Here is a 25,112-nt window from a genome sequence, read left to right on the forward strand (position 1 = left end):
CCACATCGAGACCGAGAGAAGACTGAAGCCTTATGGCTACCACTTCACTTGACCTGGCCAGGGTCCGCAACATCGGGATCATGGCCCACATCGACGCGGGCAAGACGACCACCACCGAGCGGATCCTCTTCTACACCGGCGTCAGCTACAAGATCGGTGAAGTCCACGACGGCGCCGCCACCATGGACTGGATGGAGCAGGAGCAGGAGCGTGGCATCACGATCACCTCTGCTGCCACCACCTGTCACTGGCCGCTTGAGGACAACGACTACACGATCAACATCATCGACACCCCGGGCCACGTCGACTTCACGGTCGAGGTGGAGCGCTCGCTGCGCGTCCTCGACGGTGCCGTCACGGTGTTCGACGGTGTCGCCGGTGTCGAGCCGCAGTCCGAGACGGTGTGGCGTCAGGCCGACCGTTATGGCGTGCCGCGCATCTGCTTCGTGAACAAGCTGGACCGTACCGGCGCCGAGTTCCACCGCTGTGTGGACATGATCTCGGACCGCCTGGGTGCCCAGCCGCTCGTCATGCAGCTTCCGATCGGCGCCGAGATGGACTTCAAGGGCGTTGTGGACCTGGTCCGCATGAAGGCGCTCGTGTGGTCCGCCGAGGCCGCCAAGGGCGAGATGTACGACGTCGTCGACATCCCGGCCACGCACACCGAGGCTGCCGAGGAGTACCGCGGCAAGCTGATCGAGGGCGTCGCCGAGAACGACGAAGAGATCATGGAGCTGTACCTGGAGGGCGTCGAGCCCACCGAGGAGCAGCTGTACGCCGCGATCCGTCGCATCACCATCGCGTCCGGCAAGTCCAACGACACCACGGTCACCCCGGTGTTCTGTGGCACCGCGTTCAAGAACAAGGGCGTTCAGCCCCTGCTCGACGCGGTCGTGCGCTACCTCCCGACTCCGCTTGACGTCGAGGCCATCGAGGGCCACGACGTGAAGGACCCGGAGCTGGTCATCAAGCGCAAGCCGTCCGTGGACGAGCCGCTGTCCGCCCTCGCGTTCAAGATCATGAGCGACCCGCACCTCGGCAAGCTCACCTTCGTCCGGGTTTACTCGGGCCGCCTGGAGTCCGGCACCGCCGTGCTGAACTCCGTCAAGGGCAAGAAGGAGCGCATCGGCAAGATCTACCGCATGCACGCGAACAAGCGTGAGGAGATCGAGGCGGTGGGCGCCGGCGACATCGTCGCCGTCATGGGCCTGAAGCAGACCACCACCGGTGAGACGCTTTCGGACGACAAGAACCCGGTCATCCTGGAGTCCATGGACTTCCCGGCGCCGGTCATTCAGGTCGCCATCGAGCCCAAGTCCAAGGGTGACCAGGAGAAGCTGGGTGTAGCCATCCAGCGTCTCGCGGAGGAGGACCCCTCCTTCCAGGTTCACTCGGACGAGGAGACCGGCCAGACCATCATCGGCGGTATGGGCGAGCTGCACCTCGAGGTGCTGGTCGACCGTATGCGCCGTGAGTTCAAGGTCGAGGCCAACGTCGGCAAGCCGCAGGTCGCCTACCGTGAGACGATCCGCAAGGCCGTCGAGCGCGTGGACTACACCCACAAGAAGCAGACCGGTGGTACCGGTCAGTTCGCCAAGGTGCAGATCGCGATCGAGCCCATCACCGAGGCCGACGGTCCGGCGTACGAGTTCGTGAACAAGGTCACCGGTGGCCGTATCCCGCGGGAGTACATCCCGTCGGTGGACGCCGGTGCGCAGGAGGCCATGCAGTTCGGCATCCTCGCCGGGTACGAGATGACGGGCGTCCGCGTCACGCTTCTCGACGGTGGCTACCACGAGGTCGACTCCTCCGAGCTCGCGTTCAAGATCGCCGGTTCGCAGGCCTTCAAGGAGGCCGCGCGCAAGGCCAGCCCCGTGCTGCTCGAGCCGATGATGGCCGTCGAGGTCACCACGCCCGAGGACTACATGGGTGACGTCATCGGCGACATCAACTCCCGCCGTGGTCAGATCCAGGCCATGGAGGAGCGGGCCGGTGCCCGCGTCGTGAAGGGCCTCGTGCCCCTCTCGGAGATGTTCGGCTACGTCGGCGACCTCCGCAGCAAGACCTCGGGTCGCGCAAGCTACTCGATGCAGTTCGACTCCTACGCCGAGGTTCCCCGGAACGTCGCCGAGGAGATCATCGCGAAGGCCAAGGGCGAGTAACACACCCCGTTTACACGCTTTAGGCTTGACACCGACCGCCGGGGCTCATCCGGTAAGGGAGAACCCCGGCGGGCGGCATCCCAGCAAAGATCACCTGGCGCCGATGAGTAAGGCGTACCAGAACCACTCCACAGGAGGACCCAGTGGCGAAGGCGAAGTTCGAGCGGACTAAGCCGCACGTCAACATCGGCACCATCGGTCACATCGACCACGGTAAGACGACCCTCACGGCCGCCATTACCAAGGTGCTGCACGACGCGTACCCGGACCTGAACGAGGCCTCGGCCTTCGACCAGATCGACAAGGCTCCTGAGGAGCGCCAGCGCGGTATCACGATCTCGATCGCGCACGTCGAGTACCAGACCGAGACGCGTCACTACGCCCACGTCGACTGCCCCGGTCACGCGGACTACATCAAGAACATGATCACGGGTGCGGCGCAGATGGACGGCGCCATCCTCGTGGTCGCCGCCACCGACGGCCCGATGCCGCAGACCAAGGAGCACGTGCTCCTGGCCCGCCAGGTCGGCGTTCCCTACATCGTTGTCGCGCTGAACAAGGCCGACATGGTGGACGACGAGGAGATCCTGGAGCTCGTCGAGCTCGAGGTTCGTGAGCTTCTCTCCGAGTACGAGTTCCCGGGCGACGACCTGCCGGTCGTCAAGGTCTCGGCGCTCAAGGCCCTTGAGGGCGACAAGGAGTGGGGCCAGACCGTCCTCGACCTGATGAAGGCCGTCGACGAGAACATCCCGCAGCCCGAGCGTGACGTCGACAAGCCGTTCCTCATGCCGATCGAGGACGTCTTCACGATCACCGGTCGCGGTACGGTCGTCACCGGCCGTATCGAGCGTGGTGTCCTCAAGGTCAACGAGACCGTTGACATCGTGGGCATCAAGCAGGAGAAGACCACCACCACGGTCACCGGCATCGAGATGTTCCGCAAGCTGCTCGACGAGGGCCAGGCCGGTGAGAACGTCGGTCTGCTCCTCCGTGGCATCAAGCGCGAGGACGTCGAGCGCGGCCAGGTCATCATCAAGCCCGGTTCGGTCACGCCGCACACCGAGTTCGAGGCCCAGGCCTACATCCTGTCCAAGGACGAGGGTGGCCGCCACACGCCGTTCTTCAACAACTACCGGCCGCAGTTCTACTTCCGTACGACGGACGTGACCGGTGTGGTGACCCTCCCCGAGGGCACCGAGATGGTCATGCCGGGCGACAACACCGAGATGCTTGTCTCGCTGATCCAGCCCGTCGCCATGGAAGAGGGCCTGAAGTTCGCCATCCGTGAGGGTGGCCGGACCGTGGGCGCCGGCCAGGTCACCAAGATCAACAAGTAAGTCTTGTTGACTTGATTGCCTGGTAGCTCCTTCAAGAGCTCCTGAGAGGGCCCGTACGACTTCGGTCGTACGGGCCCTTTCGCTGTGACGAAACTATTCGGCGCCGACGACCCGCTGTTCCCTCGCCGTACCCGCCCTCCCGATTTGGACATACCTGGGCCCTCCGGAGAGCCACCGCGTCAACCGACTCGCACATCTGGCCGTACGCATCACTCGAAAGGACTGCACCTGGGGAACTTCTGTGTGCCCGCAGTAGCTGTGGTGGCCGCGACGCTGCTGGTGAGCCGCCACGCAGACGGCGTCCGCGCACGAGGCCCCGCCGCGGGCGCTCGCCGACCGGGCGGACGTCACTCCGGATTGCCACGCCCGTGCACATGACGGCACTCGCCCAGGACGCCACGTACAGCCGTACGACCGCGCGTGAATTTACCTGGCGCGCTTCGCGGGCCTGGACATGCGGACGGCCTTCACGGAGGTGGACGTACGGATGGTCCTGCCGGCGGACGCCGAGAAGTTCACCCGTCAGGCGGGCTACTTCCGGGGACTGCTCGACGCCTGCCTCTCCACCCGCAGCTGCACGTCCTTCACCGTCTGGGGCTACACCGACAAGCACTCCTGGGTGTCGGGGGCCTTCACGGGGCAGGGGGCGGCGACGCTGATGGACGAGGACTTCGCGACGAAGCCGGCGTACGCGGCGGTCGGCGACCGGCTGGCGTCCGGACGCTGAGCGGCTGTCACCAAGTGACCGGCAGAGCCACCGGGCCGCGGATCATCGTGCGCTGCCGGAAGGGGACCTGATCGGCGGGTACGGCGAGGCGCAGCCCCGGGAGGCGGTCCAGCAGCGTGTCGATCAGCAGCTCGATCTGCATACGGGAGAAGACGGCACCCGTGCAGTAGTGCGGCCCGTTGCCGAACGCCACATGGGCGCCGGCGTCCCGGTCGAGGTCGATCCGGTCGGGGTCGGGGAAGACGTCCGGATCACGGTTGGCGGCGAGGTAGGAAACGTAGACGGGGTCGCCGGCGCGGACGCGGATGCCCTGGATGTCGACGTCCTCCGTGGCGATACGGGGGAGGCCGACGGCGGCGCGGTGGGGGATGTAGCGCAGCAGTTCCTCGATGGCTGCGGGGCGGCAGGCCGGGTCGCTGCGGAAGCGTTCCAGCAGGTCGGGCCGGGTGAGCAGCAGGTAGAACATCTGGCCGGAGTTGTTGGTGACGGCCTCCCCGCCGATCTGCAGCGGCCCGGCGACGCTGATCGCCTCTTCCTCGCCGAGCTCGCCGCGCCGCACGGCGCCGCCGAGCAAGGACAACACCTCTTCGCTGCCACTGTCACTGTCAGTCTCGCTGTCGCGGCGGTCGCGGACGGCCTGCCCGATCCACCCGAACAGGCCCTGCTTGGCGCGCTCGGCGGCCTCGACGCCGCCCGCGGTGGAAATGATCTCCCGCGTCCAGTCGTGCAGCTTCTGCCGCTCGTCGACGGGGACGCCCATGACCTCGCAGACGACGTTGATCGGGAACGGCTCGAGAACCCGCTCGATGAGATCGGCGGGCGGCCCGCTCGCCACCATCTCCTCGACCAGGACGTCGAGCATCTCCTGGGCCCGCGGGCGCAGCCGTTTCACCGCGCTCACGGTGTAGGCGTTCGCGACGGCGTGCCGGAGCCGGTTGTGGTCGGGCTGGTCGGCCCACGCGAGCGCGCCGGGCCTCGGCGCGAAGTGCGGCGCCAGCCGGGTGACCTGCCGGACGGAGGCCTCCGCCCGGCTGAACCGGGGATCGTTCGTGATCATCTTCACGTCGTCGTAGCGCGTCGCCAGCCACGCCCAGCCCTCCCCGTGCGGAAGCCGGATCCGCGTGAGCGGCCCTTCCCGCATCAGCTCCGCGAGCACCGGCTCGAACTCGGTCGCGGCCAGCTCACCGGCGGGCCAGTCACGGACAGGGGGAAGGGGCTGCTCGGCGAGGGTGGTGGTCTCTTCTGCCATGGATCCACCTTCGGCCGCCCCGGCTCGGGTGTCGCGCGGGAGTGCTCCAGGCGGAGGTGGCCTCCATGAGGGAACCTCGGCTGCGCTGAGTCCCCGTTCAGTCCTCCGCGAAGACCTCGGTGGTCGACGTGTAACGCTCGTGTGCGCGCCCCGCCGCGTTGCCGTCACCGGGACGCGGCGAACCGCCTCCCGGTGGGAGCGAGGCCCAACTCGGCCCAGACCGTCTTGCGTGGGGCCGGCCCGGACCGGACGCCCCAGCGGTCGGCGAGTGTGTCCACGAGGAGGAGCCCTCGGCCGGACTCGCCGTCGGGCAGCGGGTGCCGGGCCTGCGGAAGGTGGTCACCCCGGGTGTCCGTGACCTCGATGCGCAGGGTGTCGCCGACGACGTACAGAGTGAGCCGGAAGTCGCGGCCGGGCACGCGGCCGTGCGTCACCGCGTTGGCCGCGAGCTCCGCCACGATGTGCCGTGCCGCCTCCAACGGGAGTTCCCAGGCGCGGAGTTGTTCGGTGGTGAGCAGTCGAGGTGCTGCGCCGAGAGCTTGAACGCATGTCGGCAGTCGCCCAGTTGAGGAGGGTCTCGTTCCAGGTCATGCCTACGAATCGAGAGGATCACGCCGGAATGCAGGGGCTGATCGAGGTGCTGAAGTTCGGTGACGGTACGGCGGTCGGGCGCTCCGAGGGCGCGTTCAACTCCCGTCCGGTCTCGGACCCGAAGGTGTCTGCCCCCACCTGGGGTTCACCCCCACCACGTGGGCCAACTTCGTGCCGTACGCCTGCGGACCCTGACGCCTTCTGGTGAACGGCGCCCGCGCAGCGGACACTTCACGGATGGATGAGCAGCAGCGGGTCGATGAGCCGGCCAGAGCGGCGGCCTTGGTGCGCCGGTGGGGCGCGGCGACGTTGGGCTACGAGGAGCTGGCTCGGAGGGGCGCCCGTCAGCTGCTCGACGAGGGCCGTGTCGAGGAACTGCGGGAGTTGGCACGGAACGGGTCCTTTGAGCGGCTGGCGTTGGCGCGGTTCTACGCCGAGCGGGGCCGGACCGAGGAGCTTCAGGAGCTCGCCGACCTCGCGCTCCCGCGCCTGGACGTCGTCCTGAGCGGCGCCCTGGCCGGGCAGGACGACGCGGAAGCGGCGAAGGCCCTCATGAAGACGGGCCTGTACGTGCGCGACCGGGACGCCCGCGAGCAGTTGATCGCGCTGCTGCGCGCCCAGGGCCGCATGGACGAGGCCATCGCCGCGCTGGACACGCACCCCAACGAGTTCGCGGAATGGCATCTGCTGGTCCACCTTCTCCTCGCGCAGGGCCGTATCGAGGAAGTCCGCGCGATGGTGGACGACCAGCGCCGCGCGCATGCCCGCAGCGCGATCGCGGACATCTTCGCCGAGGAGGGCATGGTCGAGGAGTTGCGGGCGCTCACCGGCCGCGGACACGCCGACAACACCGCCTACCTCCTCCTGCTGGCCCGCACCCTGGCACGCCTCGGCCGCGCCGAGGAGGGCATCGCCGTGTTCAGGAAAGGCGTCAAGGCAGGCGACAAGTACGCCTTCACATGGCTGATCGACCTGCTGGTGGAGCAGGGCCGGGCCGATCAGGCCCTGGCAGCCCTGGCCGGCCATCGCGGTCGCACTCAGGCCGACCGCGACTCCCGCAGCGACGCCGGCTTCAAAGTGGCCCGACTGCTGGACCGACAGGGCCGCGCCGAGGGCGCGATCCGCGTGCTGCGCACCTACACAGACGCGCCCGCCCAGCTCGCCGACCTGCTGGCCGAGCAGGACCGCCTCGACGAGGCCCTCCAGGTCCTCGACCGTGCCATCGGGGCCACCACCTATACGAAGCCCCTCGAAAGGCTCGCCGAACAGGTGACCGACCTGCTCGTCGAGCACGGCCGGATCGACGAGCTCCGCGGCCGCGCCGACGGGACAGGCGGAGCCGTCCCCACGTACCGGCTGCGCCTTGCCCGGTACCTGGAGGAACGCCGGTTCCTCGACGAACTGCGGACACGCCACGCCGCCGGAGATCATTTCGCGAGCAGAAGCCTGGCCGAGCTGCTGGCCCGGGAGGACCGTGTCGCCGATCTCGAAGCCCTCGTGGCCGAGAGCGACGACAGCGTCCCGCGGTACGTCCTGGGGCACGTCAGGCAGGCCCGCTTCCTGGAGATCCCCTACCAGCTCTACATGCAACGGCAGCGGGGCCAGGAACCAGCCTGAGAGCAGGAGTCGATCACGGTCCTTCCTGTTTCCCCGTCTCCCGGATCCGGGCTCCTGTAAGGCAGTCCGAACCGCGACTCGGCGTCAAGAGCGGGAAGTTGAGCCGTGGGGAGCCGGGCGTCGCGGGTGTCGGTCAGCTCGATGTACCCCGATGTACAGGGTGTTGCCAGCGGGTGGGTTCGGTGACTGCCCGGAGCTTGTCCGGGCTGCCGGGACGGCGTGTACGGGTAGGGCGCTGCTGCGCGGGGGAGCGTCGCCCGGACCGTCCGGTGCACCGGCGTATCGGGGTGGGGACAGTCCCCCCGGGGCCGAGTTCGCCCCGGAGCGGGGCGGTTTCCTTTTTCTGACTCACTGTCATTTCCCACCGGGTCTCGGGGAGCCTCACCCTCGTGGCGCAACACGAGTCGCAGGGCGGTCGTGCATCGCCAAGGCTGCATTGCAGAGCGGCGCGGCCCTTCAAAAGCCCACTGCTTTCACCGGCGTGTGGCACGCCGCACCGCAACGGCTCGCTCGGGGAACCATGAAGGAAAGGTGTCGAGATGACACATTCTGGCCGCCCGGTGCGGCTTCCAGGCCGTTGGGGCATAGCCTCGCTCACGGCTGCAGCCGCCCTCCTGGCCACCGGTATGGCGCAGCCGACGTCGGCAGCCGCAGTGCGGCCACCCGCCATTCCGGCCCCGTATGCCCCTTCCCAGAGCGATGGATCCGTCTCCGTCACACCGCTCTCGGGCGGCTGGTCCAATCCCTGGGCCATCTCGTTTCTGCCGGACGGACACTCGGCGCTGGTGACCGAGAACGAGACCTCCCGTGTCTTCCGCCTCCGCGACGACGGCTCCAGGAGCCTTGTCGGCACAGTGCCGCACGTGGCCGTCTTCGCGCCCGGCGACTCCGGAGTCGGCGGGCTGCTGGGGGTCGTTCTGTCTCCGACGTGGGACGGCAAAAAGGACAAGAGCGTGTTCTTCATGCACACCACGGCGACGGAGACCCGCGTGGTGCGGATGAACTACGACGGCAAGTCGCTGAGCGGCTACACCGTGCTGCTCGGTGGCATCAGACGGGGCTCGAACCACCACGGCGGCAAGATCGCCTTCGGGCCGGACGGGTACCTCTACGTCGCGACCGGCGAGGCCACGCAGGCGCAGCTCGCACAGGACAAGAACTCGATCAACGGAAAGATCCTCCGGATCACCAAGACCGGCGCTCCGGCGCCCGGTAACCCGTTCGGCAACCACATCTACAGCTATGGCCACCGCAATCCGCAGGGCCTGGCCTGGGATCGCAAGGGCCGGCTGTGGTCGGTTGAAATCGGCCAGGACGCGACCGACGAACTCAACCTGATCGAGCCGGGCGCCAACTACGGCTGGCCGCGCTGTGAGGGCAACTGCAATGTCAAGGGCATGACCAACCCGAAGGCCACCTGGGATCACACCACCGCCCCCGCCCAGATCGCTGTCGTAGGCGACAACCTCTATGTGTCGTCGCTGCGCGGCTATCACCTGTGGCGCGTTCCGGTCGACGCGGCAATCGGGGGCAAGGGCAACGACGCGAAAACCGCCGTCTACTCCGGCCACGTGCTCCGTGCCCTCACGAAGGTCCCCGGCAGGAACGAGCTGTGGCTCGGCACCTCGAGAAGCGGGGACGGCAAGGACGAGATCTTCCGCGTGACCATCAAGTAAGGCCCCTCGCAGAAAGGCAGGTACCACCCATGAACGAAACCGAGGCCCAGACGAAGGCAGTCGAGGCGGCCCCCTCGCAGCAGCCCGACCCGACTGCCTGGCAGACGCCCGAGTACACGGTCGTCGACACCGCGCTCGAGGTCACCGCCTACTCCCTCAACTCCCGCTAGCCGACGCCATGCTGCTGCTGGTACTCGGCACTGCCGCCGGCGGCGGAATCCCCCAGTGGAACTGCGCGTGTCCCGGATGCTCCGGGGCACGCGCCCACCCGCACTGGCGCCGCCGCCACGCATCGCTCGCCGTCCGGACAGGTGAAGGGCGCTGGTACATCGTCAACGCGACACCCGACATCGGCGACCAGATCGAAGACCGGCCCGAACTCCACCCGGGGCCCGGACCCCGGCAGACACCGGTCGCCGGACTGATCCTCACCGACGCCGAACTCGACCACACCCTGGGCATCGCACGGCTGCGTGAGGCGGAGGGCCTCCAGGTGATCGCGACGGCCCCGGTCCGCCAGGCCCTCCTGGACCATCTGCACCTCGGCGATGTGCTGACGCCGTACACCTCCGTGACCTGGCGGGAACTGCCGCGGCGCGGCGCCGATCCGCTGGACCGGGACACCTCGGCCCTGCAGATCAGCGGCATCCCGGTGTCCGGCAAGCGCCCGCGGTACGCCGCCGACGCCCCGGACGACGACGCGTGGGTCGTCGCGCTGCGCCTGTACGACCCCGCCTCCGGCGCGTCCGCGCTCTACGCTCCCGCGCTGGCCGCCTGGCCGGACCGCCTCCAGCAGGCCGCCGCCGAGGCCGACTGCGTCATCGTGGACGGCACCTTCTGGGACGACGAGGAGCCCCGCCGTACCGGCATCTCGCCCCGCACCGCCACCGGCATGGGCCACCTGCCCATCGAGGGACCCAACGGCACCGCGGAACGCCTGGCCGCCCTCTCCGCCCGGTGCCTCTACACGCACCTCAACAACACCAACCCCCTCGTCGACCCGGCGGCACCGCAGCACAAGCGGCTCGCACGGCTGGGCATCGAGGTGGCGCACGACGGGATGGTGATCGAGCTGTGAACACGGCACTCGCCCCGCTCGCGGAGCCCTGGAGCCCCGCGGAGTTCGAGGCACGACTGCGCGCGGTGGGGGAGGACCGGTACCACGACCGCCACCCCTTCAACCTCCGGATGCACAGCGGCGATCTCAGCCCGGATGAGCTTCGCCGCTGGATCGCCAACCGCTTCCACTACCAGTGCCACATCCCCGTCAAGGACGCCTTGATCACCGCCAAACTGGACACCCCCAACCTGCGCCGGATGTGGCTGCGCCGCATCCAGGACCACGATGGGCACCAGGACGGAGAGGGCGGCATCGAGCGGTGGCTGCGGCTCGGCGAGGCGGCCGGCCTGGACCGCGAGACGCTGCTGCGCGCCGACACCGTTGTGCCGGGCGTACGGCTGGCGGTGGACGGATACGTCAACTTCTGCCGGCTGCGCTCGCCCCTCGAAGCCGTCGCCGCCTCCCTGACCGAACTGTCCGCGCCGGATCTGATGCGCACCCGCATAGACGCCTTCGAACGCCACTACCCGTGGATCGAACCCGATGGCCTCGCCTATTTCCGCGCCCGTGTCTCCCAGGGGCGGCGCGACAGCCGCGAGGCACTCGACCTCGTGCTGAGCTGGGCCCGTACTCGGGAGGAGCAGAAGCGCGCCGTGGCCGCGCTGCGCTTCAAATGCGACGTCCTGTGGTCGCTGCTCGACGCCGTGGACGGGGCAAGCCGCCGGGAGCAGGCGTGAGGGCGGCACCAGTGACCGACTGGCGGCCCGTCCTGGCCCCCGCCATCGTGCGGCGGCACGACCCCGTACGCGACGCGGACCTGCTGCTCCTTCCCGAACGCGTCGGTGTCCTGACAGGCCGGGCCGAAACAGTCGTCGGCCTGTGCGACGGCACCCGCAGCGTGTGCGAAATCGTCGATGCACTGGCCGAACGCTTTCCCGGCGCCCCCGTCGCCACCGACGTCCCCACTTTCCTCGAACGTCTGCGCAAGGAGGGCTGGCTCCGATGACCGCCATTGATCCGACGGCCCCCGCCGCTCAGGCGCTCGCGCCCGCCCGCCCCTGGGCGCTGTTGGCCGAACTCACCCATGCCTGCCCGCTCCACTGCGGGTACTGCTCCAACCCACTGGAGCTGACGCGGCGTTCGCGCGAGCTGACCACCGGGCAGTGGACGGACGTGATGCGTCAGGCGGGCGAGTTCGGTGTCGTCCACACGCATCTCTCGGGCGGCGAGCCGCTGCTGCGCCGGGACCTGGAGCGGATCGTCACCGCGGCCGACGCCGCCGGGATTTACACCCAACTGGTCACCAGCGGCGTGGGCCTGGACCAGGCCCGGCTGTCCGCGCTCGCCGCCGCCGGGCTGCGCAGCGTCCAGCTGTCCGTCCAGCATGCCGACCCGCGCGCCTGCGACCGGATCGGCGGCCGCCGGTCCTTCGCCGAGAAGGAACGGGCCGCCGAGCTCGTACGGGCCGTCGGTCTCCCCCTCGGCCTCAACGTTGTCCTGCACCGCGAGAACCTCGACGCCATCGACGCCCTCATCGAACTGGGCCTGTCCTGGGGCGTGGACCGTATCGAACTGGCCAACGTCCAGTTCTACGGCTGGGGTCTGCTCAACCGTGCCGCGCTGCTCCCCACGCGCGACCAGCTCGCCCGTGCCCGGGATGCCGTCGAGCGATGGCGAGAGAAGCTCGCCTCGGGCGCCGGGGGCGTGGCGAACCAGGCGGGGGCGCCCGAGCTGGTCTGGGTCGTCCCCGACTACTTCGACGGTGTCGCCAAGCCGTGCATGGGCGGGTGGGGAGCGGTCTCGCTCACCGTCACCCCGGACGGCACCGTCCTGCCCTGCCCGGCCGCGGCCTCCCTGCCGGACCTGGACCCCCCGAACATCCGCGACCATCCACTGGCCTGGATCTGGGAACACTCCAAGGCGTTCACCCGCTACCGCGGGACCGGCTGGATGGCCGAGCCCTGCCGCAGCTGTTCCCGCCGCGACGAGGACTTCGGCGGCTGCCGCTGCCAGGCGTACGCGCTCACGGGGGACGCCGCCCGCACGGACCCCGCATGTCGGCTGTCCCCGGACCACGGGCTGATCCGTACGCTGGCCGACGACAGCGCGGACGGGACCGCTCCGCTCAGGCGGCGAGCACCCGGCCGGCCCGAGAACGCCGGGAATCCGCGCTGATCCGGGCCTGTGTTTGACCTACGTCACGTCCGGGGTATTGTCTCCGGCTCGATTGGCGTCGGCGCTGCCCCATATGGCAGACTGTCGGAGTTGCTCGGTCGAGTGCCGATGCTGCGCGCCTCCCGTCGGGAGGACCGGAAGCGAGTCCCACAGTACTCGTCGCCTCAACTGCCGTAAGGCAGCGCTGGGGCGGACGTACGGGAATCTTTCGGGAAGTGTCAGCGGGGTGCAGGCCAGGCGCCCGGTGGGTGTTCCAGCCCCCGGTCCTGCGGTTGCTTTCGGGCGGGCCGCGTCCCTCGTAGGGAAATCCATTACGGATATCTCTGCGGCAGGAGCGCGACACACCCGACCGCGTGGGTCGGAGATAGGGGACGCGAACCCCCGGGTACCAGAGCGTTTCACGAGACAAAGGACTACTGAGTAGCCATGGCGGGACAGAAGATCCGCATCCGGCTCAAGGCCTACGACCACGAGGTCATCGACTCCTCGGCGAAGAAGATCGTCGAGACGGTGACCCGCACTGGTGCGTCGGTCGCGGGCCCGGTGCCGCTGCCCACTGAGAAGAACGTGTACTGCGTCATCAAGTCGCCGCACAAGTACAAGGACTCGCGCGAGCACTTCGAGATGCGCACGCACAAGCGCCTGATCGACATCCTCGACCCGACGCCCAAGACCGTTGACTCTCTGATGCGACTCGACCTCCCGGCCGGTGTCGACATCGAGATCAAGCTCTAGGGATCGGTGATCTGAGAATGGCTAAGCAGATCAAGGGCATCCTGGGCGAGAAGCTCGGCATGACGCAGGTGTGGGACGAGAACAACCGTGTTGTTCCGGTCACCGTCGTCAAGGCCGGCCCCAACGTCGTCACCCAGGTCCGTACGAACGACACCGACGGCTACGAGTCGGTCCAGATCGCCTTCGGCGAGATCGACCCGCGCAAGGTGAACAAGCCCCTCAAGGGCCACTTCGCCAAGGCCGACGTCACCCCCCGCCGTCACCTCGTCGAGATCCGTACCGCTGACGCCAGCGAGTACACCCTCGGCCAGGAGATCACCGCCGAGGCCTTCGAGGCCGGCGTCAAGGTGGACGTGACCGGCAAGAGCAAGGGCAAGGGCTTCGCCGGTGTCATGAAGCGTCACAACTTCAAGGGCCTCGGCGCCGGTCACGGCACCCAGCGCAAGCACCGCTCTCCCGGCTCCATCGGTGGCTGCGCCACCCCGGGTCGTGTGTTCAAGGGCCTCCGCATGGCGGGTCGCATGGGCAACGAGCGGGTCACCACCCAGAACCTGACCGTTCACGCCGTTGACGCGGAGAAGGGCCTGCTCCTTATCAAGGGCGCGGTTCCTGGTCCGAACGGCGGCCTCGTCCTGGTCCGCACCGCGGCCAAGGGGGCCTGAGGACTATGAGCACCATTGACATTCTGTCGCCCTCCGGCGACACCGCCGGGACCGTTGAGCTCCCGGCCGAGATCTTCGACGTAGAGAAGATCAGCATTCCGCTGCTTCACCAGGTCGTCGTCGCACAGCTGGCCGCTGCCCGTCAGGGCACGCACAAGGTCAAGCGTCGTGGCGAGGTCCGCGGTGGTGGCAGGAAGCCCTACCGCCAGAAGGGCACCGGCCGCGCCCGTCAGGGTTCGACCCGTGCGCCGCAGTTCGCCGGCGGTGGCGTTGTCCACGGCCCCACGCCGCGTGACTACTCGCAGCGGACCCCGAAGAAGATGAAGGCCGCGGCCCTGCGCCACGCCCTCACCGACCGGGCCCGCAACGCTCGCATCCACGTCATCACCGGCGTGATCGAGGGCGAGACCATCTCCACCAAGGCCGCGAAGAGCTTCCTCGGCAAGATCTCGGAGCGCAAGAACGTGCTCCTGGTCATCGAGCGCTCCGACGAGGCCGCGCTGCTTTCCGCGCGCAACCTGCCCCAGGTCCACATCCTGGAGCCGGGCCAGCTGAACACGTACGACGTTCTCGTCTCGGACGACGTGGTCTTCACCCAGGCCGCTTTCGAGTCCTTCGTGTCTGGCCCCCAGGCCGCTGACACCGAAGGGAGCGAAGCCTGATGGCTACGCGTCACCCGAGCATTGCCTCGAAGGCCGCCAAGGCCAAGAAGGCCGCGCGCGTCGCCAAGGCGAAGCGCCACGAGGCCGAGGGCAAGAACACCGTAGAGACACCGCTGAGCAAGAGCTTCACGGATCCCCGTGACGTCCTCCTCAAGCCGGTCGTCTCCGAGAAGAGCTACGCGCTGCTCGACGAGGGCAAGTACACCTTCGTCGTGGACCCGCGGGCCAACAAGACCCAGATCAAGCAGGCCGTCCAGGCGGTCTTCTCGGTCAAGGTCACCGGAGTCAACACGATCAACCGTCAGGGCAAGCGCAAGCGCACCAAGACGGGCTTCGGCAAGCGTGCTGACAGCAAGCGCGCGATCGTGACCCTCGCTGAGGGCGACCGTATCGACATCTTCGGCCAGGCCTCCTAACGGAGCGCCCTGGTCCGAATATCGGACGAGGACTGAGAAATGGGAATCCGCAAGTACAAGCCGACTACGCCGGGGCGTCGTGGCTCCAGCGTCGCCGACTTCGTCGAGGTCACGCGGTCCACGCCGGAGAAGTCGCTGGTCCGCCCGCTGCACAGCAAGGGCGGCCGTAACAACGCCGGTCGTGTGACCGTTCGCCACCAGGGTGGCGGACACAAGCGCGCCTTCCGAGTGATCGACTTCCGTCGTCACGACAAGGACGGCGTGCCGGCGAAGGTCGCGCACATCGAGTACGACCCCAACCGCACCGCGCGCATCGCGCTGCTGCACTACGCGGACGGCGAGAAGCGTTACATCCTCGCCCCCCGCAACCTGTCGCAGGGCGACCGCGTCGAGAACGGTCCTGGGGCCGACATCAAGCCGGGCAACAACCTGGCCCTCCGCAACATCCCGGTCGGTACCACGATCCACGCGATCGAGCTCCGTCCCGGTGGCGGTGCCAAGTTCGCCCGCTCCGCCGGTACCTCCGTGCAGCTGCTCGCGAAGGAGGGCCAGATGGCTCACCTCCGCATGCCCTCCGGTGAGATCCGCCTGGTCGACCAGCGCTGCCGCGCCACGGTCGGTGAGGTCGGCAACGCCGAGCAGAGCAACATCAACTGGGGTAAGGCCGGCCGCAAGCGCTGGCTGGGCGTTCGCCCGACCGTTCGCGGTGTGGCGATGAACCCGGTTGACCACCCGCACGGTGGTGGTGAGGGCAAGACCTCCGGTGGTCGCCACCCGGTCTCCCCGTGGGGTCAGAAGGAGGGTCGTACTCGTTCGCCGAAGAAGGCTTCGAGCAAGTACATCGTCCGCCGCCGCAAGACGAACAAGAAGCGCTAGGAGCGGGTTTAGATGCCGCGCAGTCTCAAGAAGGGGCCCTTCGTCGACGACCACCTGATCAAGAAGGTGGACGTACAGAACGAAGCCGGTTCCAAGAACGTCATCAAGACCTGGTCCCGTCGCTCGATGATCATCCCGGCCATGCTCGGCCACACGATCGCGGTGCACAACGGCAAGACCCACATTCCGGTGTTTGTCACCGAGTCGATGGTCGGCCACAAGCTCGGCGAGTTCTCGCCGACGCGCACCTTCCGGGGTCACGTCAAGGACGACCGGAAGTCGAAGCGCCGCTAACGCGGGGTGGAATGACCATGACAGACACTGGAAGGACAACCATGGAAGCCAGGGCCCAGGCGCGGTACATCCGCGTTACGCCCATGAAGGCCCGCCGCGTGGTGGACCTTATCCGTGGCATGGATGCCACGGAGGCTCAGGCGGTCCTGCGTTTCGCCCCGCAGGCCGCGAGCGTGCCGGTCGGCAAGGTGCTTGACAGCGCCATTGCCAACGCCGCGCACAACTACGACCACACCGACGCCGACAGCCTCTTCATCTCCGAGGCGTACGTCGACGAGGGTCCGACCCTGAAGCGGTTCCGGCCGCGTGCCCAGGGCCGTGCCTACCGGATCCGCAAGCGGACCAGCCACATCACCGTGGTCGTCAGCAGCAAGGAAGGAACCCGGTAATGGGCCAGAAGGTTAACCCGCATGGGTTCCGGCTCGGCATCACGACGGACTTCAAGTCCCGTTGGTACGCCGACAAGCTGTACAAGGACTACGTCAAGGAAGACGTCGCCATCCGTCGGATGATGACGTCCGGCATGGAGCGCGCCGGTATCTCGAAGGTTGAGATCGAGCGCACCCGTGACCGCGTGCGGGTGGACATCCACACCGCGCGTCCCGGCATCGTCATCGGCCGCCGTGGCGCCGAGGCCGACCGCATCCGCGGCGACCTCGAGAAGCTCACGGGCAAGCAGGTCCAGCTGAACATCCTCGAGGTCAAGAACCCCGAGACCGACGCTCAGCTGGTTGCTCAGGCCGTTGCCGAGCAGCTGTCCTCCCGCGTCTCCTTCCGCCGCGCCATGCGTAAGAGCATGCAGTCGGCGATGAAGGCGGGCGCCAAGGGCATCAAGATCCAGTGCGGTGGCCGTCTCGGCGGCGCCGAGATGTCCCGCTCGGAGTTCTACCGCGAGGGCCGTGTGCCCCTGCACACGCTCCGCGCGAACGTCGACTACGGCTTCTTCGAGGCCAAGACGACCTTCGGCCGTATCGGTGTGAAGGTCTGGATCTACAAGGGCGACGTCAAGAACATCGCCGAGGTCCGCGCCGAGAACGCCGCTGCCCGCGCCGGCAACCGCCCGGCCCGTGGTGGCAACGACCGCCCGGCCGGCCGTGGTGGCCGCGGTGGCGAGCGTGGCGGTCGCGGTCGCAAGCCGCAGCAGGCTCCCGCTGCCGAGGCCCCCAAGGCCGAGGCTCCGGCTGCCGCTCCGGCTGAGAGCACCGGAACGGAGGCCTGACCGACATGCTGATCCCCCGTAGGGTCAAGCACCGCAAGCAGCACCACCCCAAGCGCCGTGGTCAGGCCAAGGGCGGTACGCAGGTTTCGTTCGGCGAGTACGGCATTCAGGCCCTCACGCCGGCGTACGTGACGAACCGCCAGATCGAGGCCGCTCGTATCGCGATGACCCGCCACATCAAGCGTGGCGGCAAGGTCTGGATCAACATCTACCCGGACCGCCCGCTCACGAAGAAGCCCGCCGAGACCCGCATGGGTTCCGGTAAGGGTTCGCCCGAGTGGTGGGTCGCGAACGTGCACCCGGGCCGGGTCATGTTCGAACTGTCCTACCCCAACGAGAAGATCGCCCGTGAGGCCCTCACTCGCGCAGCCCACAAGCTGCCGATGAAGTGCCGGATCGTCAAGCGCGAGGCAGGTGAAGCGTGATGTCGGCCGGTACCAAGGCGTCCGAGCTGCGCGAACTGGGTGACGAGGAGCTTCTCGCGAAGCTTCGCGAAGCCAAGGAAGAGCTGTTCAACCTCCGCTTCCAGGCGGCGACCGGTCAGCTCGAGAACCACGGTCGGCTCAAGGCCGTCCGTAAGGACATCGCGCGGATCTACACCCTGATGCGTGAGCGCGAGCTGGGCATCGAGACGGTGGAGAGCGCCTGATGAGCGAGAGCAACGTGACTGAGACCAACGAGCAGCGCGGTTTCCGCAAGACCCGTGAGGGTCTTGTCGTCAGCGACAAGATGGACAAGACCGTCGTCGTCGCTGTCGAGGACCGCGTCAAGCACGCGCTGTACGGCAAGGTCATCCGCCGTACCAGCAAGCTCAAGGCCCACGACGAGCAGAACGCCGCAGGCGTCGGCGACCGTGTCCTCCTCATGGAGACCCGGCCGCTGTCCTCGACGAAGCGCTGGCGCATCGTCGAGATCCTCGAGAAGGCCAAGTAATCCCTCCTAGGGGGACCCCCTAGGAACAGTTCCGCCAGGCTCGGGGCGGGGTCGCCACAACGGCCCCGCCCCGGGAACCGGCAGACAATCAGGAGATAGACGTGATCCAGCAGGAGTCGCGACTGCGTGTCGCCGACAACACTGGTGCGAAGGAGATCCTTTGCATCCGTGTGCTCGGTGGCTCCGGTCGCCGCTACGCGGGCATCGGTGACGTCATCGTCGCCACCGTCAAGGACGCGATCCCCGGTGGCAACGTGAAGAAGGGTGACGTCGTCAAGGCGGTCATCGTTCGCACCGTCAAGGAGCGCCGCCGTCCGGACGGCTCGTACATCCGCTTCGACGAGAACGCCGCCGTCATTCTGAAGAACGACGGCGACCCTCGCGGCACCCGTATCTTCGGCCCCGTCGGCCGTGAGCTGCGCGAGAAGAAGTTCATGAAGATCATCTCGCTCGCGCCGGAGGTGCTGTAAGCATGAAGATCAAGAAGGGCGACCTGGTCCAGGTCATCACCGGTAAGGACAAGGGCAAGCAGGGCAAGGTCATTGCCGCTTACCCGCGCGACGAGCGCATCCTTGTCGAGGGTGTCAACCGGGTCAAGAAGCACACCAAGGCCGGCCCGACCGCGAGCGGTTCGCAGGCCGGTGGCATCGTCACGACCGAGGCGCCGATCCACGTCTCCAACGTCCAGCTGGTCGTTGAGAAGGACGGCAACAAGGTCGTCACGCGTGTCGGTTACCGCTTCGACGACGAGGGCAACAAGGTTCGCGTTGCCAAGCGGACGGGTGAGGACATCTGATGGCTACCACCACCACTCCGCGTCTCAAGACGAAGTACCGCGAGGAGATCGCGGGCAAGCTGCGTGAGGAGTTCTCGTACGAGAACGTCATGCAGATCCCCGGCCTCGTCAAGATCGTGGTCAACATGGGTGTCGGCGACGCCGCCCGTGACTCCAAGCTCATGGACGGTGCCGTCCGTGACCTGACCACCATCACCGGTCAGAAGCCGGCCATCACCAAGGCCCGCAAGTCCATCGCGCAGTTCAAGCTGCGCGAGGGTCAGCCGATCGGTGCCCACGTCACGCTCCGTGGCGACCGCATGTGGGAGTTCCTGGACCGCACCCTGTCGCTTGCGCTGCCGCGCATCCGCGACTTCCGCGGTCTGTCCCCCAAGCAGTTCGACGGCCGTGGCAACTACACCTTCGGTCTCACGGAGCAGGTCATGTTCCACGAGATCGACCAGGACAAGATCGACCGCGTCCGGGGTATGGACATCACCGTGGTGACCACGGCGACCAACGACGCTGAGGGCCGTGCCCTTCTCCGTCACCTCGGCTTCCCGTTCAAGGAGGCGTAAGCGAGATGGCGAAGAAGGCTCTTATTGCCAAGGCTGCTCGTAAGCCCAAGTTCGGTGTGCGCGCGTACACCCGCTGCCAGCGCTGCGGCCGTCCGCACTCCGTGTACCGCAAGTTCGGCCTGTGCCGCGTGTGCCTTCGTGAGATGGCTCACCGTGGCGAGCTGCCGGGCGTGACCAAGAGCTCCTGGTAATCCCCTAGTTGGGATTCCCCGGACGCTCTCGGTAAGCAGAGGGTTGGCAGAGGCCCTCCCCTTCATGGCTTAGGCTAGGAGGGTTGGGCGTCTGTCGCCCGTACGACTTACTACGCCGTAGGTCCCCGTGCCGCACCCGTCCCGCCCATGTGTGGGGAGAGGGATGGCGCATACAGGAAACCCCGGCGAGAGAGGCCGAAGGCCAATTCATGACCATGACTGATCCGATCGCAGACATGCTTACGCGTCTGCGTAACGCGAACTCGGCGTACCACGACTCCGTGGCTATGCCGCACAGCAAGATCAAGTCGCACATCGCGGAGATCCTCCAGCAGGAGGGCTTCATCACGGGCTGGAAGGTCGAGGACGCCGAGGTCGGCAAGAACCTCGTCCTCGAGCTGAAGTTCGGCCCGAACCGTGAGCGCTCCATCGCGGGCATCAAGCGGATCTCCAAGCCCGGTCTCCGGGTTTACGCGAAGTCCACCAACCTGCCGAAGGTGCTCGGCGGCCTCGGCGTGGCGATCATCTCCACGTCGCACGGTCTCCTCACCGACAAGCAGGCCGGCAAGAAGGGCGTAGGCGGAGAAGTTCTCGCCTACGTCTGGTAGCGGAAGGGAACGGAGGAAACAGCTATGTCGCGTATTGGCAAGCTCCCCATCACGGTTCCCGCCGGCGTGGACGTCACCATCGACGGCCGTACGGTGCAGGTGAAGGGCCCCAAGGGGACCCTCTCCCACACCATCGCGGCGCCGATCGAGATCGCTAAGGGTGAGGACGGCGTTCTGAACGTCACCCGCCCGAACGACGAGCGTCAGAACAAGGCCCTCCACGGCCTGTCCCGCACGCTGGTGGCGAACATGATCACCGGCGTGACCCAGGGTTACGTGAAGAAGCTCGAAATCAGCGGTGTCGGTTACCGAGTCCTGGCGAAGGGCTCCAACCTGGAGTTCTCGCTCGGCTACAGCCACTCGATCACTGTCGAGGCCCCCGAGGGGATCTCCTTCAAGGTCGAGAACCCGACGCGGTTCTCGGTCGAGGGCATCGACAAGCAGAAGGTCGGAGAGGTTGCGGCCAACATCCGCAAGCTGCGCAAGCCCGACCCGTACAAGGCCAAGGGCGTCAAGTACGAAGGCGAAGTCATCCGCCGCAAGGTCGGAAAGGCGGGTAAGTAAGCCATGGCATACGGTGTCAAGATTGCTAAGGGCGACGCTTACAAGCGTGCTGCCATCAAGCGTCGTCACATCCGGATCCGTAAGCACATCTCGGGTACGGCTGAGCGTCCGCGCCTGGTCGTGACGCGCTCGAACCGTCACATCGTGGCCCAGGTCATCGACGACGTTAAGGGTCACACCCTGGCGTCGGCGTCGACCCTGGACACCACGGTCCGCGGCGGCGAGGGCGACAAGTCCGCGCAGGCCAAGTCGGTCGGCGCCCTGGTCGCCGAGCGCGCCAAGGCTGCCGGTGTCGAGGCTGTCGTATTCGACCGTGGTGGTAACCAGTACGCCGGGCGCATCGCTGCCCTGGCGGACGCCGCCCGCGAAGCCGGACTCAAGTTCTGAGTCGCCCGTCGCGCTAGCGACTTAGGTCGCTGCGTAGCTAGCGGAAAAAGAGAGAGGTAATCCAATGGCTGGACCCCAGCGCCGCGGAAGCGGTGCCGGTGGCGGCGAGCGGCGGGACCGGAAGGGCCGTGACGGCGGCGCTGCTGCCGCCGAGAAGACCGCGTACGTTGAGCGCGTTGTCGCGATCAACCGCGTCGCCAAGGTTGTGAAGGGTGGTCGTCGCTTCAGCTTCACCGCGCTGGTCGTGGTGGGCGACGGTGACGGCACCGTGGGTGTCGGTTACGGCAAGGCCAAGGAGGTGCCGGCCGCCATCGCCAAGGGTGTTGAGGAGGCCAAGAAGCACTTCTTCAAGGTCCCCCGTATCCAGGGCACCATCCCGCACCCGATCACGGGCGAGAAGGCCGCGGGCGTCGTCCTGCTCAAGCCTGCTTCCCCCGGTACCGGCGTTATCGCCGGTGGCCCGGTGCGTGCGGTGCTCGAGTGCGCCGGCGTTCACGACATCCTGTCGAAGTCGCTCGGCTCGTCCAACGCGATCAACATCGTGCACGCGACCGTGGCGGCCCTCAAGGGCCTGCAGCGTCCCGAGGAGATCGCGGCTCGCCGTGGTCTGCCCCTCGAGGACGTCGCTCCCGCGGCTCTGCTGCGTGCACGTGCGGGAGCGGGTGCGTAATCATGGCTCAGCTCAAGATCACGCAGACGAAGTCGTACATCGGCAGTAAGCAGAACCACCGCGACACCCTGCGTTCGCTTGGTCTCAAGGGGATCAACGACGTGGTCGTCAAGGAGGACCGCCCCGAGTTCCGCGGCATGGTTCGCCATGTCCGTCACCTCGTGACGGTTGAGGAGGTCGACTGATCATGGCGGAGAACAACCCGCTCAAGATCCACAACCTCCGTCCCGCCCCGGGCGCCAAGACCGCCAAGACCCGTGTGGGTCGTGGTGAGGCGTCGAAGGGTAAGACGGCCGGTCGTGGTACCAAGGGCACGAAGGCCCGCTACCAGGTTCCGGAGCGCTTCGAGGGTGGCCAGATGCCCCTCCACATGCGTCTTCCGAAGCTGAAGGGCTTCAAGAACCCGTTCAAGACCGAGTTCCAGGTCGTGAACCTCGACAAGCTGGCCGCGCTGTACCCGGAGGGTGGCGAGGTCACCGTCGAGGGTCTCGTCGCCAAGGGTGCCGTTCGCAAGAACAGCCTCGTCAAGGTCCTCGGCCAGGGTGAGGTCACCGTGGCGCTGCAGGTGACGGTCGACGCCGTCTCCGGCTCCGCCAAGGAGAAGATCACCGCCGCCGGCGGTACCGTCACCGAGCTCGTCTGACTTAAACAGGCGTCTCGATGACTTGAGCGATCCCGACCGGGGATGCCCCACAAATGGGGCATCCCCGGTTGGTCGTTCCTAGGGGGGCAGTCCCGCCGGTAAGGTGGCCTGCACTGCCAACTTTTCGTCCGGCGTCCCGCTGGGCGGCAGTTAGCCGATACCTATTCGTCGAAACTCAAGACCGTCACCCTTGACGCACTTGCGCGGGGGTCGCAGGAGGCACCGTGCTTACCGCGTTCGCCCGGGCGTTCAGGACGCCCGACCTGCGCAAGAAGCTGCTCTTCACGCTCGGCATCATCGTGGTCTACCGAGTCGGTACCCACATCCCGATCCCCGGCGTCGACTACAAGAGCGTCCAGTTCTGCATGGACCAGGCGAAGGCCAACACTGGTCTGTTCGGTCTGGTCAACATGTTCAGCGGTGGCGCTCTGCTGCAGATCACGATCTTCGCGCTCGGTATCATGCCGTACATCACGGCGAGCATCATTCTGCAGCTGCTGACGGTGGTGATTCCGCGTCTCGAAGCCCTCAAGAAGGAGGGCCAGGCCGGCACCGCGAAGATCACGCAGTACACCCGTTATCTGACGGTGGCCCTCGCCATCCTCCAGGGCACCGGTCTGGTCGCCACCGCCCGCAGCGGCGCCCTGTTCAGCGGCTGTCAGCTGGCCGGTCAGATCGTGCCGGACCAGTCGATCTTCACCACCATCACCATGGTCGTCACGATGACCGCCGGTACGGCCGTCGTCATGTGGCTCGGCGAGCTCATCACGGACCGCGGCATCGGCAACGGCATGTCGATCCTGATGTTCATCTCGATCGCCGCGACCTTCCCGTCCGCGCTGTGGGCCATCAAGAAGTCGGGCACCCTCGCGGGCGGCTGGATCGAGTTCGGCACCGTGATCCTCGTCGGCCTGGTCATGGTCGGCCTCGTCGTCTTCGTCGAGCAGGCCCAGCGCCGCATTCCGGTCCAGTACGCGAAGCGCATGATCGGCCGGCGGTCGTACGGTGGTACGTCCACTTACATCCCGCTGAAGGTCAATCAGGCGGGTGTGATTCCTGTCATCTTCGCGTCGTCGCTGCTCTACATCCCGGCCCTGATCGCGCAGTTCTCCAAGAGCGACTCGGGCTGGAAGACCTGGGTCACTCAGAACCTGACCAAGGGCGATCACCCCATCTACCTGGTCTCTTACTTCCTGTTGATCGTTTTCTTCGCGTTTTTCTACGTGGCGATCTCGTTCAACCCCGAGGAAGTAGCGGACAACATGAAGAAGTATGGTGGCTTCATCCCGGGCATCCGGGCCGGCCGCCCGACCGCCGAGTACCTCAGCTACGTACTCAACCGGATCACCTGGCCGGGGTCGCTGTATCTGGGTCTGATCGCTCTCGTGCCGACGATGGCGTTGGTGGGCTTCGGCGCCACCGGTAACTTCCCGTTCGGTGGAACCAGCATCCTGATCATCGTGGGTGTGGGTCTTGAGACGGTGAAGCAGATCGAGAGCCAGCTTCAGCAGCGCAATTACGAAGGGTTCCTCCGCTGATGCGAATCGTCCTCGTCGGGCCGCCCGGTGCCGGCAAGGGAACGCAGGCCGCGTTCCTCGCCAAGAACCTGTCGATCCCGCACATCTCCACGGGCGACCTGTTCCGCGCCAACATCAGCCAGCAGACGGAACTCGGCAAACTGGCGAAGTCCTACATGGACAAGGGCGAGCTGGTACCGGACGAGGTCACCATCGCGATGGCCAAGGACCGCATGGAGCAGCCCGACGCGGAGCACGGATTCCTCCTCGACGGGTTCCCGCGCAACGTCTCGCAGGCCGAGGCGCTGGACGAGATGCTCAACGCCGAGGGCATGAAGCTGGACGCGGTCCTGGACCTGGAGGTCCCCGAGGACGAGGTGGTCAAGCGCATCGCCGGCCGCCGCATCTGCCGTAACGACTCGGCGCACGTCTTCCACGTGACGTACAAGCAGCCGAAGCGGGAAGGCGTCTGTGACGTCTGCGGTGGCGAGCTGTACCAGCGTGACGACGACTCCGAGGAGACCGTCCGCAAGCGTCTCGAGGTCTACCACACGCAGACCGAGCCGATCATCGACTACTACAAGGCCCAGGGCCTGGTCGTCACGATCTCCGCGCTCGGCAAGGTGGAAGAAGTCACGAGGCGTGCGATGGATGCGCTGGCTCGCGAGGCGGCGTAATACTCGCGTTTGTCTCGCGGGGCGCGTTGAGCAGGGCGCCGTTTCCTCGCGGGGGCGCGTAGGCAGGTGTACGTCGTTTCGGCCGCGGTACCCCAGGAGGGTGCCGCGGCC

At 67.2% G+C, this 25,112-nt stretch carries 35 protein-coding genes and 1 pseudogene; 34 read left to right on the forward strand and 2 right to left on the reverse strand.

Annotated features, from left to right (window positions below; all coding sequences use genetic code 11):
- Positions 1-32: 32 nt before the first annotated feature.
- From fusA to AB0D27_RS23090, 3 genes are all read left to right on the forward strand, one after another.
- The gene (gene fusA / locus AB0D27_RS23080) at positions 33-2,162 is read left to right on the forward strand and encodes an elongation factor G (RefSeq protein WP_362511780.1); all 2,130 of its coding nucleotides are present in this window, start codon (positions 33-35) and stop codon (positions 2,160-2,162) included.
- A 143-nt stretch (positions 2,163-2,305) separates the two neighbouring features.
- The gene (gene tuf / locus AB0D27_RS23085; RefSeq protein WP_362511783.1) at positions 2,306-3,499 is read left to right on the forward strand and encodes an elongation factor Tu; all 1,194 of its coding nucleotides are present in this window, start codon (positions 2,306-2,308) and stop codon (positions 3,497-3,499) included.
- 430 nt (positions 3,500-3,929) lie between these two features.
- Positions 3,930-4,226, forward strand: coding sequence for an endo-1,4-beta-xylanase (locus AB0D27_RS23090; protein WP_362511841.1), 297 nt, complete (start codon positions 3,930-3,932; stop codon positions 4,224-4,226).
- 7 nt (positions 4,227-4,233) lie between these two features.
- Here AB0D27_RS23090 and AB0D27_RS23095 read toward each other — a convergent pair whose 3' ends face one another.
- The gene (locus AB0D27_RS23095) at positions 4,234-5,475 is read right to left on the reverse strand and encodes a cytochrome P450 (RefSeq protein ID WP_362511786.1); all 1,242 of its coding nucleotides are present in this window, start codon (positions 5,473-5,475) and stop codon (positions 4,234-4,236) included.
- Between the two features lie 164 nt (positions 5,476-5,639).
- Positions 5,640-6,032, reverse strand: coding sequence for an ATP-binding protein (locus AB0D27_RS23100; RefSeq protein WP_362511844.1), 393 nt, complete (start codon positions 6,030-6,032; stop codon positions 5,640-5,642).
- On the opposite strand from AB0D27_RS23100, the pseudogene AB0D27_RS23105 reads away from it, so the two are divergent.
- From AB0D27_RS23105 to AB0D27_RS23255, 31 genes and pseudogenes are all read left to right on the forward strand, one after another.
- Positions 5,999-6,190 (forward strand): annotated as a pseudogene (locus tag AB0D27_RS23105) (Scr1 family TA system antitoxin-like transcriptional regulator); the annotation flags it as partial. The gene AB0D27_RS23100 and the pseudogene AB0D27_RS23105 overlap by 34 nt on opposite strands.
- 113 nt (positions 6,191-6,303) lie before the next feature.
- On the forward strand, positions 6,304-7,683 hold the full coding sequence (locus AB0D27_RS23110) for a hypothetical protein (RefSeq protein WP_362511787.1): 1,380 nt from the start codon (positions 6,304-6,306) through the stop codon (positions 7,681-7,683).
- A gap of 626 nt (positions 7,684-8,309) precedes the next feature.
- Positions 8,310-9,359, forward strand: coding sequence for a PQQ-dependent sugar dehydrogenase (locus AB0D27_RS23115; RefSeq protein ID WP_362511847.1), 1,050 nt, complete (start codon positions 8,310-8,312; stop codon positions 9,357-9,359).
- A gap of 29 nt (positions 9,360-9,388) precedes the next feature.
- Positions 9,389-9,529, forward strand: coding sequence for a pyrroloquinoline quinone precursor peptide PqqA (gene pqqA, locus AB0D27_RS23120; protein ID WP_362511790.1), 141 nt, complete (start codon positions 9,389-9,391; stop codon positions 9,527-9,529).
- Between the two features lie 8 nt (positions 9,530-9,537).
- Positions 9,538-10,437, forward strand: a complete 900-nt coding sequence (pqqB, locus tag AB0D27_RS23125) for a pyrroloquinoline quinone biosynthesis protein PqqB (RefSeq protein ID WP_362511793.1) — start codon at positions 9,538-9,540, stop codon at positions 10,435-10,437.
- Positions 10,434-11,156 (forward strand): pyrroloquinoline-quinone synthase PqqC, encoded by a 723-nt coding sequence (pqqC, locus tag AB0D27_RS23130; RefSeq protein ID WP_362511796.1) that lies wholly within the window; start codon positions 10,434-10,436, stop codon positions 11,154-11,156. Before pqqB ends, pqqC begins: the two co-directional genes overlap by 4 nt.
- Entirely contained in the window at positions 11,153-11,425 is a 273-nt protein-coding gene (gene pqqD / locus AB0D27_RS23135; RefSeq protein WP_362511798.1) for a pyrroloquinoline quinone biosynthesis peptide chaperone PqqD, read from the forward strand. The genes pqqC and pqqD overlap by 4 nt, the downstream gene beginning before the upstream one ends.
- The gene (gene pqqE / locus AB0D27_RS23140; protein ID WP_362511801.1) at positions 11,422-12,594 is read left to right on the forward strand and encodes a pyrroloquinoline quinone biosynthesis protein PqqE; all 1,173 of its coding nucleotides are present in this window, start codon (positions 11,422-11,424) and stop codon (positions 12,592-12,594) included. Before pqqD ends, pqqE begins: the two co-directional genes overlap by 4 nt.
- A 426-nt stretch (positions 12,595-13,020) precedes the next feature.
- Positions 13,021-13,329 (forward strand): 30S ribosomal protein S10, encoded by a 309-nt coding sequence (gene rpsJ, locus AB0D27_RS23145; RefSeq protein WP_003948644.1) that lies wholly within the window; start codon positions 13,021-13,023, stop codon positions 13,327-13,329.
- A 17-nt stretch (positions 13,330-13,346) separates the two neighbouring features.
- The gene (gene rplC / locus AB0D27_RS23150; protein ID WP_362511804.1) at positions 13,347-13,991 is read left to right on the forward strand and encodes a 50S ribosomal protein L3; all 645 of its coding nucleotides are present in this window, start codon (positions 13,347-13,349) and stop codon (positions 13,989-13,991) included.
- A 5-nt stretch (positions 13,992-13,996) separates the two neighbouring features.
- Positions 13,997-14,653, forward strand: coding sequence for a 50S ribosomal protein L4 (rplD, locus tag AB0D27_RS23155; RefSeq protein ID WP_362511807.1), 657 nt, complete (start codon positions 13,997-13,999; stop codon positions 14,651-14,653).
- The gene (gene rplW, locus AB0D27_RS23160) at positions 14,653-15,069 is read left to right on the forward strand and encodes a 50S ribosomal protein L23 (protein WP_362511810.1); all 417 of its coding nucleotides are present in this window, start codon (positions 14,653-14,655) and stop codon (positions 15,067-15,069) included. The genes rplD and rplW overlap by 1 nt, the downstream gene beginning before the upstream one ends.
- Positions 15,070-15,108: 39 nt before the next feature.
- A complete protein-coding gene (gene rplB / locus AB0D27_RS23165; protein WP_362511813.1) occupies positions 15,109-15,945 on the forward strand; it encodes a 50S ribosomal protein L2 in 837 nt (278 codons plus the stop codon).
- 12 nt (positions 15,946-15,957) lie between these two features.
- Positions 15,958-16,239 (forward strand): 30S ribosomal protein S19, encoded by a 282-nt coding sequence (gene rpsS / locus AB0D27_RS23170; protein WP_006376029.1) that lies wholly within the window; start codon positions 15,958-15,960, stop codon positions 16,237-16,239.
- Positions 16,240-16,280: 41 nt separating this feature from the next.
- Positions 16,281-16,628: a 50S ribosomal protein L22 gene (rplV, locus tag AB0D27_RS23175; protein ID WP_003974262.1), complete on the forward strand. Its 348-nt coding sequence runs from the start codon at positions 16,281-16,283 to the stop codon at positions 16,626-16,628.
- Entirely contained in the window at positions 16,628-17,458 is an 831-nt protein-coding gene (gene rpsC, locus AB0D27_RS23180) for a 30S ribosomal protein S3 (protein WP_266700850.1), read from the forward strand. Before rplV ends, rpsC begins: the two co-directional genes overlap by 1 nt.
- A 5-nt stretch (positions 17,459-17,463) precedes the next feature.
- A complete protein-coding gene (rplP, locus tag AB0D27_RS23185; RefSeq protein ID WP_099500627.1) occupies positions 17,464-17,883 on the forward strand; it encodes a 50S ribosomal protein L16 in 420 nt (139 codons plus the stop codon).
- Entirely contained in the window at positions 17,883-18,107 is a 225-nt protein-coding gene (gene rpmC / locus AB0D27_RS23190) for a 50S ribosomal protein L29 (protein ID WP_003998824.1), read from the forward strand. Before rplP ends, rpmC begins: the two co-directional genes overlap by 1 nt.
- Positions 18,107-18,391, forward strand: coding sequence for a 30S ribosomal protein S17 (gene rpsQ, locus AB0D27_RS23195; protein WP_362511818.1), 285 nt, complete (start codon positions 18,107-18,109; stop codon positions 18,389-18,391). The genes rpmC and rpsQ overlap by 1 nt, the downstream gene beginning before the upstream one ends.
- A gap of 101 nt (positions 18,392-18,492) precedes the next feature.
- A complete protein-coding gene (gene rplN / locus AB0D27_RS23200; RefSeq protein ID WP_003998823.1) occupies positions 18,493-18,861 on the forward strand; it encodes a 50S ribosomal protein L14 in 369 nt (122 codons plus the stop codon).
- Positions 18,862-18,863: 2 nt separating this feature from the next.
- On the forward strand, positions 18,864-19,187 hold the full coding sequence (gene rplX / locus AB0D27_RS23205) for a 50S ribosomal protein L24 (protein ID WP_362511821.1): 324 nt from the start codon (positions 18,864-18,866) through the stop codon (positions 19,185-19,187).
- Positions 19,187-19,744, forward strand: coding sequence for a 50S ribosomal protein L5 (gene rplE / locus AB0D27_RS23210; RefSeq protein WP_020132628.1), 558 nt, complete (start codon positions 19,187-19,189; stop codon positions 19,742-19,744). Before rplX ends, rplE begins: the two co-directional genes overlap by 1 nt.
- Before the next feature lie 5 nt (positions 19,745-19,749).
- Complete coding sequence (locus AB0D27_RS23215) at positions 19,750-19,935, forward strand: type Z 30S ribosomal protein S14 (protein WP_003956452.1); 186 nt, start codon at positions 19,750-19,752, stop codon at positions 19,933-19,935.
- Positions 19,936-20,144: 209 nt separating this feature from the next.
- Positions 20,145-20,543, forward strand: coding sequence for a 30S ribosomal protein S8 (gene rpsH, locus AB0D27_RS23220; protein WP_004984520.1), 399 nt, complete (start codon positions 20,145-20,147; stop codon positions 20,541-20,543).
- A gap of 24 nt (positions 20,544-20,567) precedes the next feature.
- Positions 20,568-21,107, forward strand: coding sequence for a 50S ribosomal protein L6 (gene rplF / locus AB0D27_RS23225; protein ID WP_099500630.1), 540 nt, complete (start codon positions 20,568-20,570; stop codon positions 21,105-21,107).
- Positions 21,108-21,110: 3 nt separating this feature from the next.
- Positions 21,111-21,494 (forward strand): 50S ribosomal protein L18, encoded by a 384-nt coding sequence (gene rplR / locus AB0D27_RS23230; protein WP_067367094.1) that lies wholly within the window; start codon positions 21,111-21,113, stop codon positions 21,492-21,494.
- Between the two features lie 64 nt (positions 21,495-21,558).
- Positions 21,559-22,164, forward strand: coding sequence for a 30S ribosomal protein S5 (rpsE, locus tag AB0D27_RS23235; protein WP_006376045.1), 606 nt, complete (start codon positions 21,559-21,561; stop codon positions 22,162-22,164).
- Between the two features lie 2 nt (positions 22,165-22,166).
- Positions 22,167-22,349, forward strand: coding sequence for a 50S ribosomal protein L30 (gene rpmD / locus AB0D27_RS23240; protein ID WP_362511826.1), 183 nt, complete (start codon positions 22,167-22,169; stop codon positions 22,347-22,349).
- A gap of 2 nt (positions 22,350-22,351) precedes the next feature.
- Entirely contained in the window at positions 22,352-22,807 is a 456-nt protein-coding gene (gene rplO / locus AB0D27_RS23245; RefSeq protein ID WP_362511829.1) for a 50S ribosomal protein L15, read from the forward strand.
- A gap of 224 nt (positions 22,808-23,031) precedes the next feature.
- On the forward strand, positions 23,032-24,345 hold the full coding sequence (gene secY / locus AB0D27_RS23250) for a preprotein translocase subunit SecY (RefSeq protein ID WP_362511832.1): 1,314 nt from the start codon (positions 23,032-23,034) through the stop codon (positions 24,343-24,345).
- On the forward strand, positions 24,345-25,001 hold the full coding sequence (locus tag AB0D27_RS23255) for an adenylate kinase (protein WP_362511835.1): 657 nt from the start codon (positions 24,345-24,347) through the stop codon (positions 24,999-25,001). The genes secY and AB0D27_RS23255 overlap by 1 nt, the downstream gene beginning before the upstream one ends.
- Positions 25,002-25,112 lie beyond the last annotated feature (111 nt).

The organism is Streptomyces sp. NPDC048415, assembly GCF_040651675.1.
Classification (GTDB): Bacteria; Actinomycetota; Actinomycetes; order Streptomycetales; family Streptomycetaceae; genus Streptomyces.

What these genes read in the sequence shown, in the direction of transcription:
- rplO (WP_362511829.1), top strand. Translation starts at nt 22,352, where the DNA reads ATGGCGGAGAACAACCCGCTCAAGATCCACAACCTCCGTCCCGCCCCG.
- rpsS (WP_006376029.1), top strand. Translation starts at nt 15,958, where the DNA reads ATGCCGCGCAGTCTCAAGAAGGGGCCCTTCGTCGACGACCACCTGATC.
- rpsC (WP_266700850.1), top strand. Translation starts at nt 16,628, where the DNA reads ATGGGCCAGAAGGTTAACCCGCATGGGTTCCGGCTCGGCATCACGACG.
- AB0D27_RS23095 (WP_362511786.1), bottom strand. Translation starts at nt 5,475, where the DNA reads ATGGCAGAAGAGACCACCACCCTCGCCGAGCAGCCCCTTCCCCCTGTC.
- rpsJ (WP_003948644.1), top strand. Translation starts at nt 13,021, where the DNA reads ATGGCGGGACAGAAGATCCGCATCCGGCTCAAGGCCTACGACCACGAG.
- rplR (WP_067367094.1), top strand. Translation starts at nt 21,111, where the DNA reads ATGGCATACGGTGTCAAGATTGCTAAGGGCGACGCTTACAAGCGTGCT.
- fusA (WP_362511780.1), top strand. Translation starts at nt 33, where the DNA reads ATGGCTACCACTTCACTTGACCTGGCCAGGGTCCGCAACATCGGGATC.
- rplW (WP_362511810.1), top strand. Translation starts at nt 14,653, where the DNA reads ATGGCTACGCGTCACCCGAGCATTGCCTCGAAGGCCGCCAAGGCCAAG.
- rplV (WP_003974262.1), top strand. Translation starts at nt 16,281, where the DNA reads ATGGAAGCCAGGGCCCAGGCGCGGTACATCCGCGTTACGCCCATGAAG.
- rplD (WP_362511807.1), top strand. Translation starts at nt 13,997, where the DNA reads ATGAGCACCATTGACATTCTGTCGCCCTCCGGCGACACCGCCGGGACC.
- rpmC (WP_003998824.1), top strand. Translation starts at nt 17,883, where the DNA reads ATGTCGGCCGGTACCAAGGCGTCCGAGCTGCGCGAACTGGGTGACGAG.
- AB0D27_RS23215 (WP_003956452.1), top strand. Translation starts at nt 19,750, where the DNA reads ATGGCGAAGAAGGCTCTTATTGCCAAGGCTGCTCGTAAGCCCAAGTTC.
- rpmD (WP_362511826.1), top strand. Translation starts at nt 22,167, where the DNA reads ATGGCTCAGCTCAAGATCACGCAGACGAAGTCGTACATCGGCAGTAAG.
- rplE (WP_020132628.1), top strand. Translation starts at nt 19,187, where the DNA reads ATGGCTACCACCACCACTCCGCGTCTCAAGACGAAGTACCGCGAGGAG.
- pqqE (WP_362511801.1), top strand. Translation starts at nt 11,422, where the DNA reads ATGACCGCCATTGATCCGACGGCCCCCGCCGCTCAGGCGCTCGCGCCC.
- rplB (WP_362511813.1), top strand. Translation starts at nt 15,109, where the DNA reads ATGGGAATCCGCAAGTACAAGCCGACTACGCCGGGGCGTCGTGGCTCC.
- rpsQ (WP_362511818.1), top strand. Translation starts at nt 18,107, where the DNA reads ATGAGCGAGAGCAACGTGACTGAGACCAACGAGCAGCGCGGTTTCCGC.
- pqqB (WP_362511793.1), top strand. Translation starts at nt 9,538, where the DNA reads ATGCTGCTGCTGGTACTCGGCACTGCCGCCGGCGGCGGAATCCCCCAG.
- rpsH (WP_004984520.1), top strand. Translation starts at nt 20,145, where the DNA reads ATGACCATGACTGATCCGATCGCAGACATGCTTACGCGTCTGCGTAAC.
- AB0D27_RS23115 (WP_362511847.1), top strand. Translation starts at nt 8,310, where the DNA reads ATGGCGCAGCCGACGTCGGCAGCCGCAGTGCGGCCACCCGCCATTCCG.
- rplP (WP_099500627.1), top strand. Translation starts at nt 17,464, where the DNA reads ATGCTGATCCCCCGTAGGGTCAAGCACCGCAAGCAGCACCACCCCAAG.
- pqqA (WP_362511790.1), top strand. Translation starts at nt 9,389, where the DNA reads ATGAACGAAACCGAGGCCCAGACGAAGGCAGTCGAGGCGGCCCCCTCG.
- rplC (WP_362511804.1), top strand. Translation starts at nt 13,347, where the DNA reads ATGGCTAAGCAGATCAAGGGCATCCTGGGCGAGAAGCTCGGCATGACG.
- rpsE (WP_006376045.1), top strand. Translation starts at nt 21,559, where the DNA reads ATGGCTGGACCCCAGCGCCGCGGAAGCGGTGCCGGTGGCGGCGAGCGG.
- AB0D27_RS23255 (WP_362511835.1), top strand. Translation starts at nt 24,345, where the DNA reads ATGCGAATCGTCCTCGTCGGGCCGCCCGGTGCCGGCAAGGGAACGCAG.
- rplF (WP_099500630.1), top strand. Translation starts at nt 20,568, where the DNA reads ATGTCGCGTATTGGCAAGCTCCCCATCACGGTTCCCGCCGGCGTGGAC.
- AB0D27_RS23110 (WP_362511787.1), top strand. Translation starts at nt 6,304, where the DNA reads ATGGATGAGCAGCAGCGGGTCGATGAGCCGGCCAGAGCGGCGGCCTTG.
- rplX (WP_362511821.1), top strand. Translation starts at nt 18,864, where the DNA reads ATGAAGATCAAGAAGGGCGACCTGGTCCAGGTCATCACCGGTAAGGAC.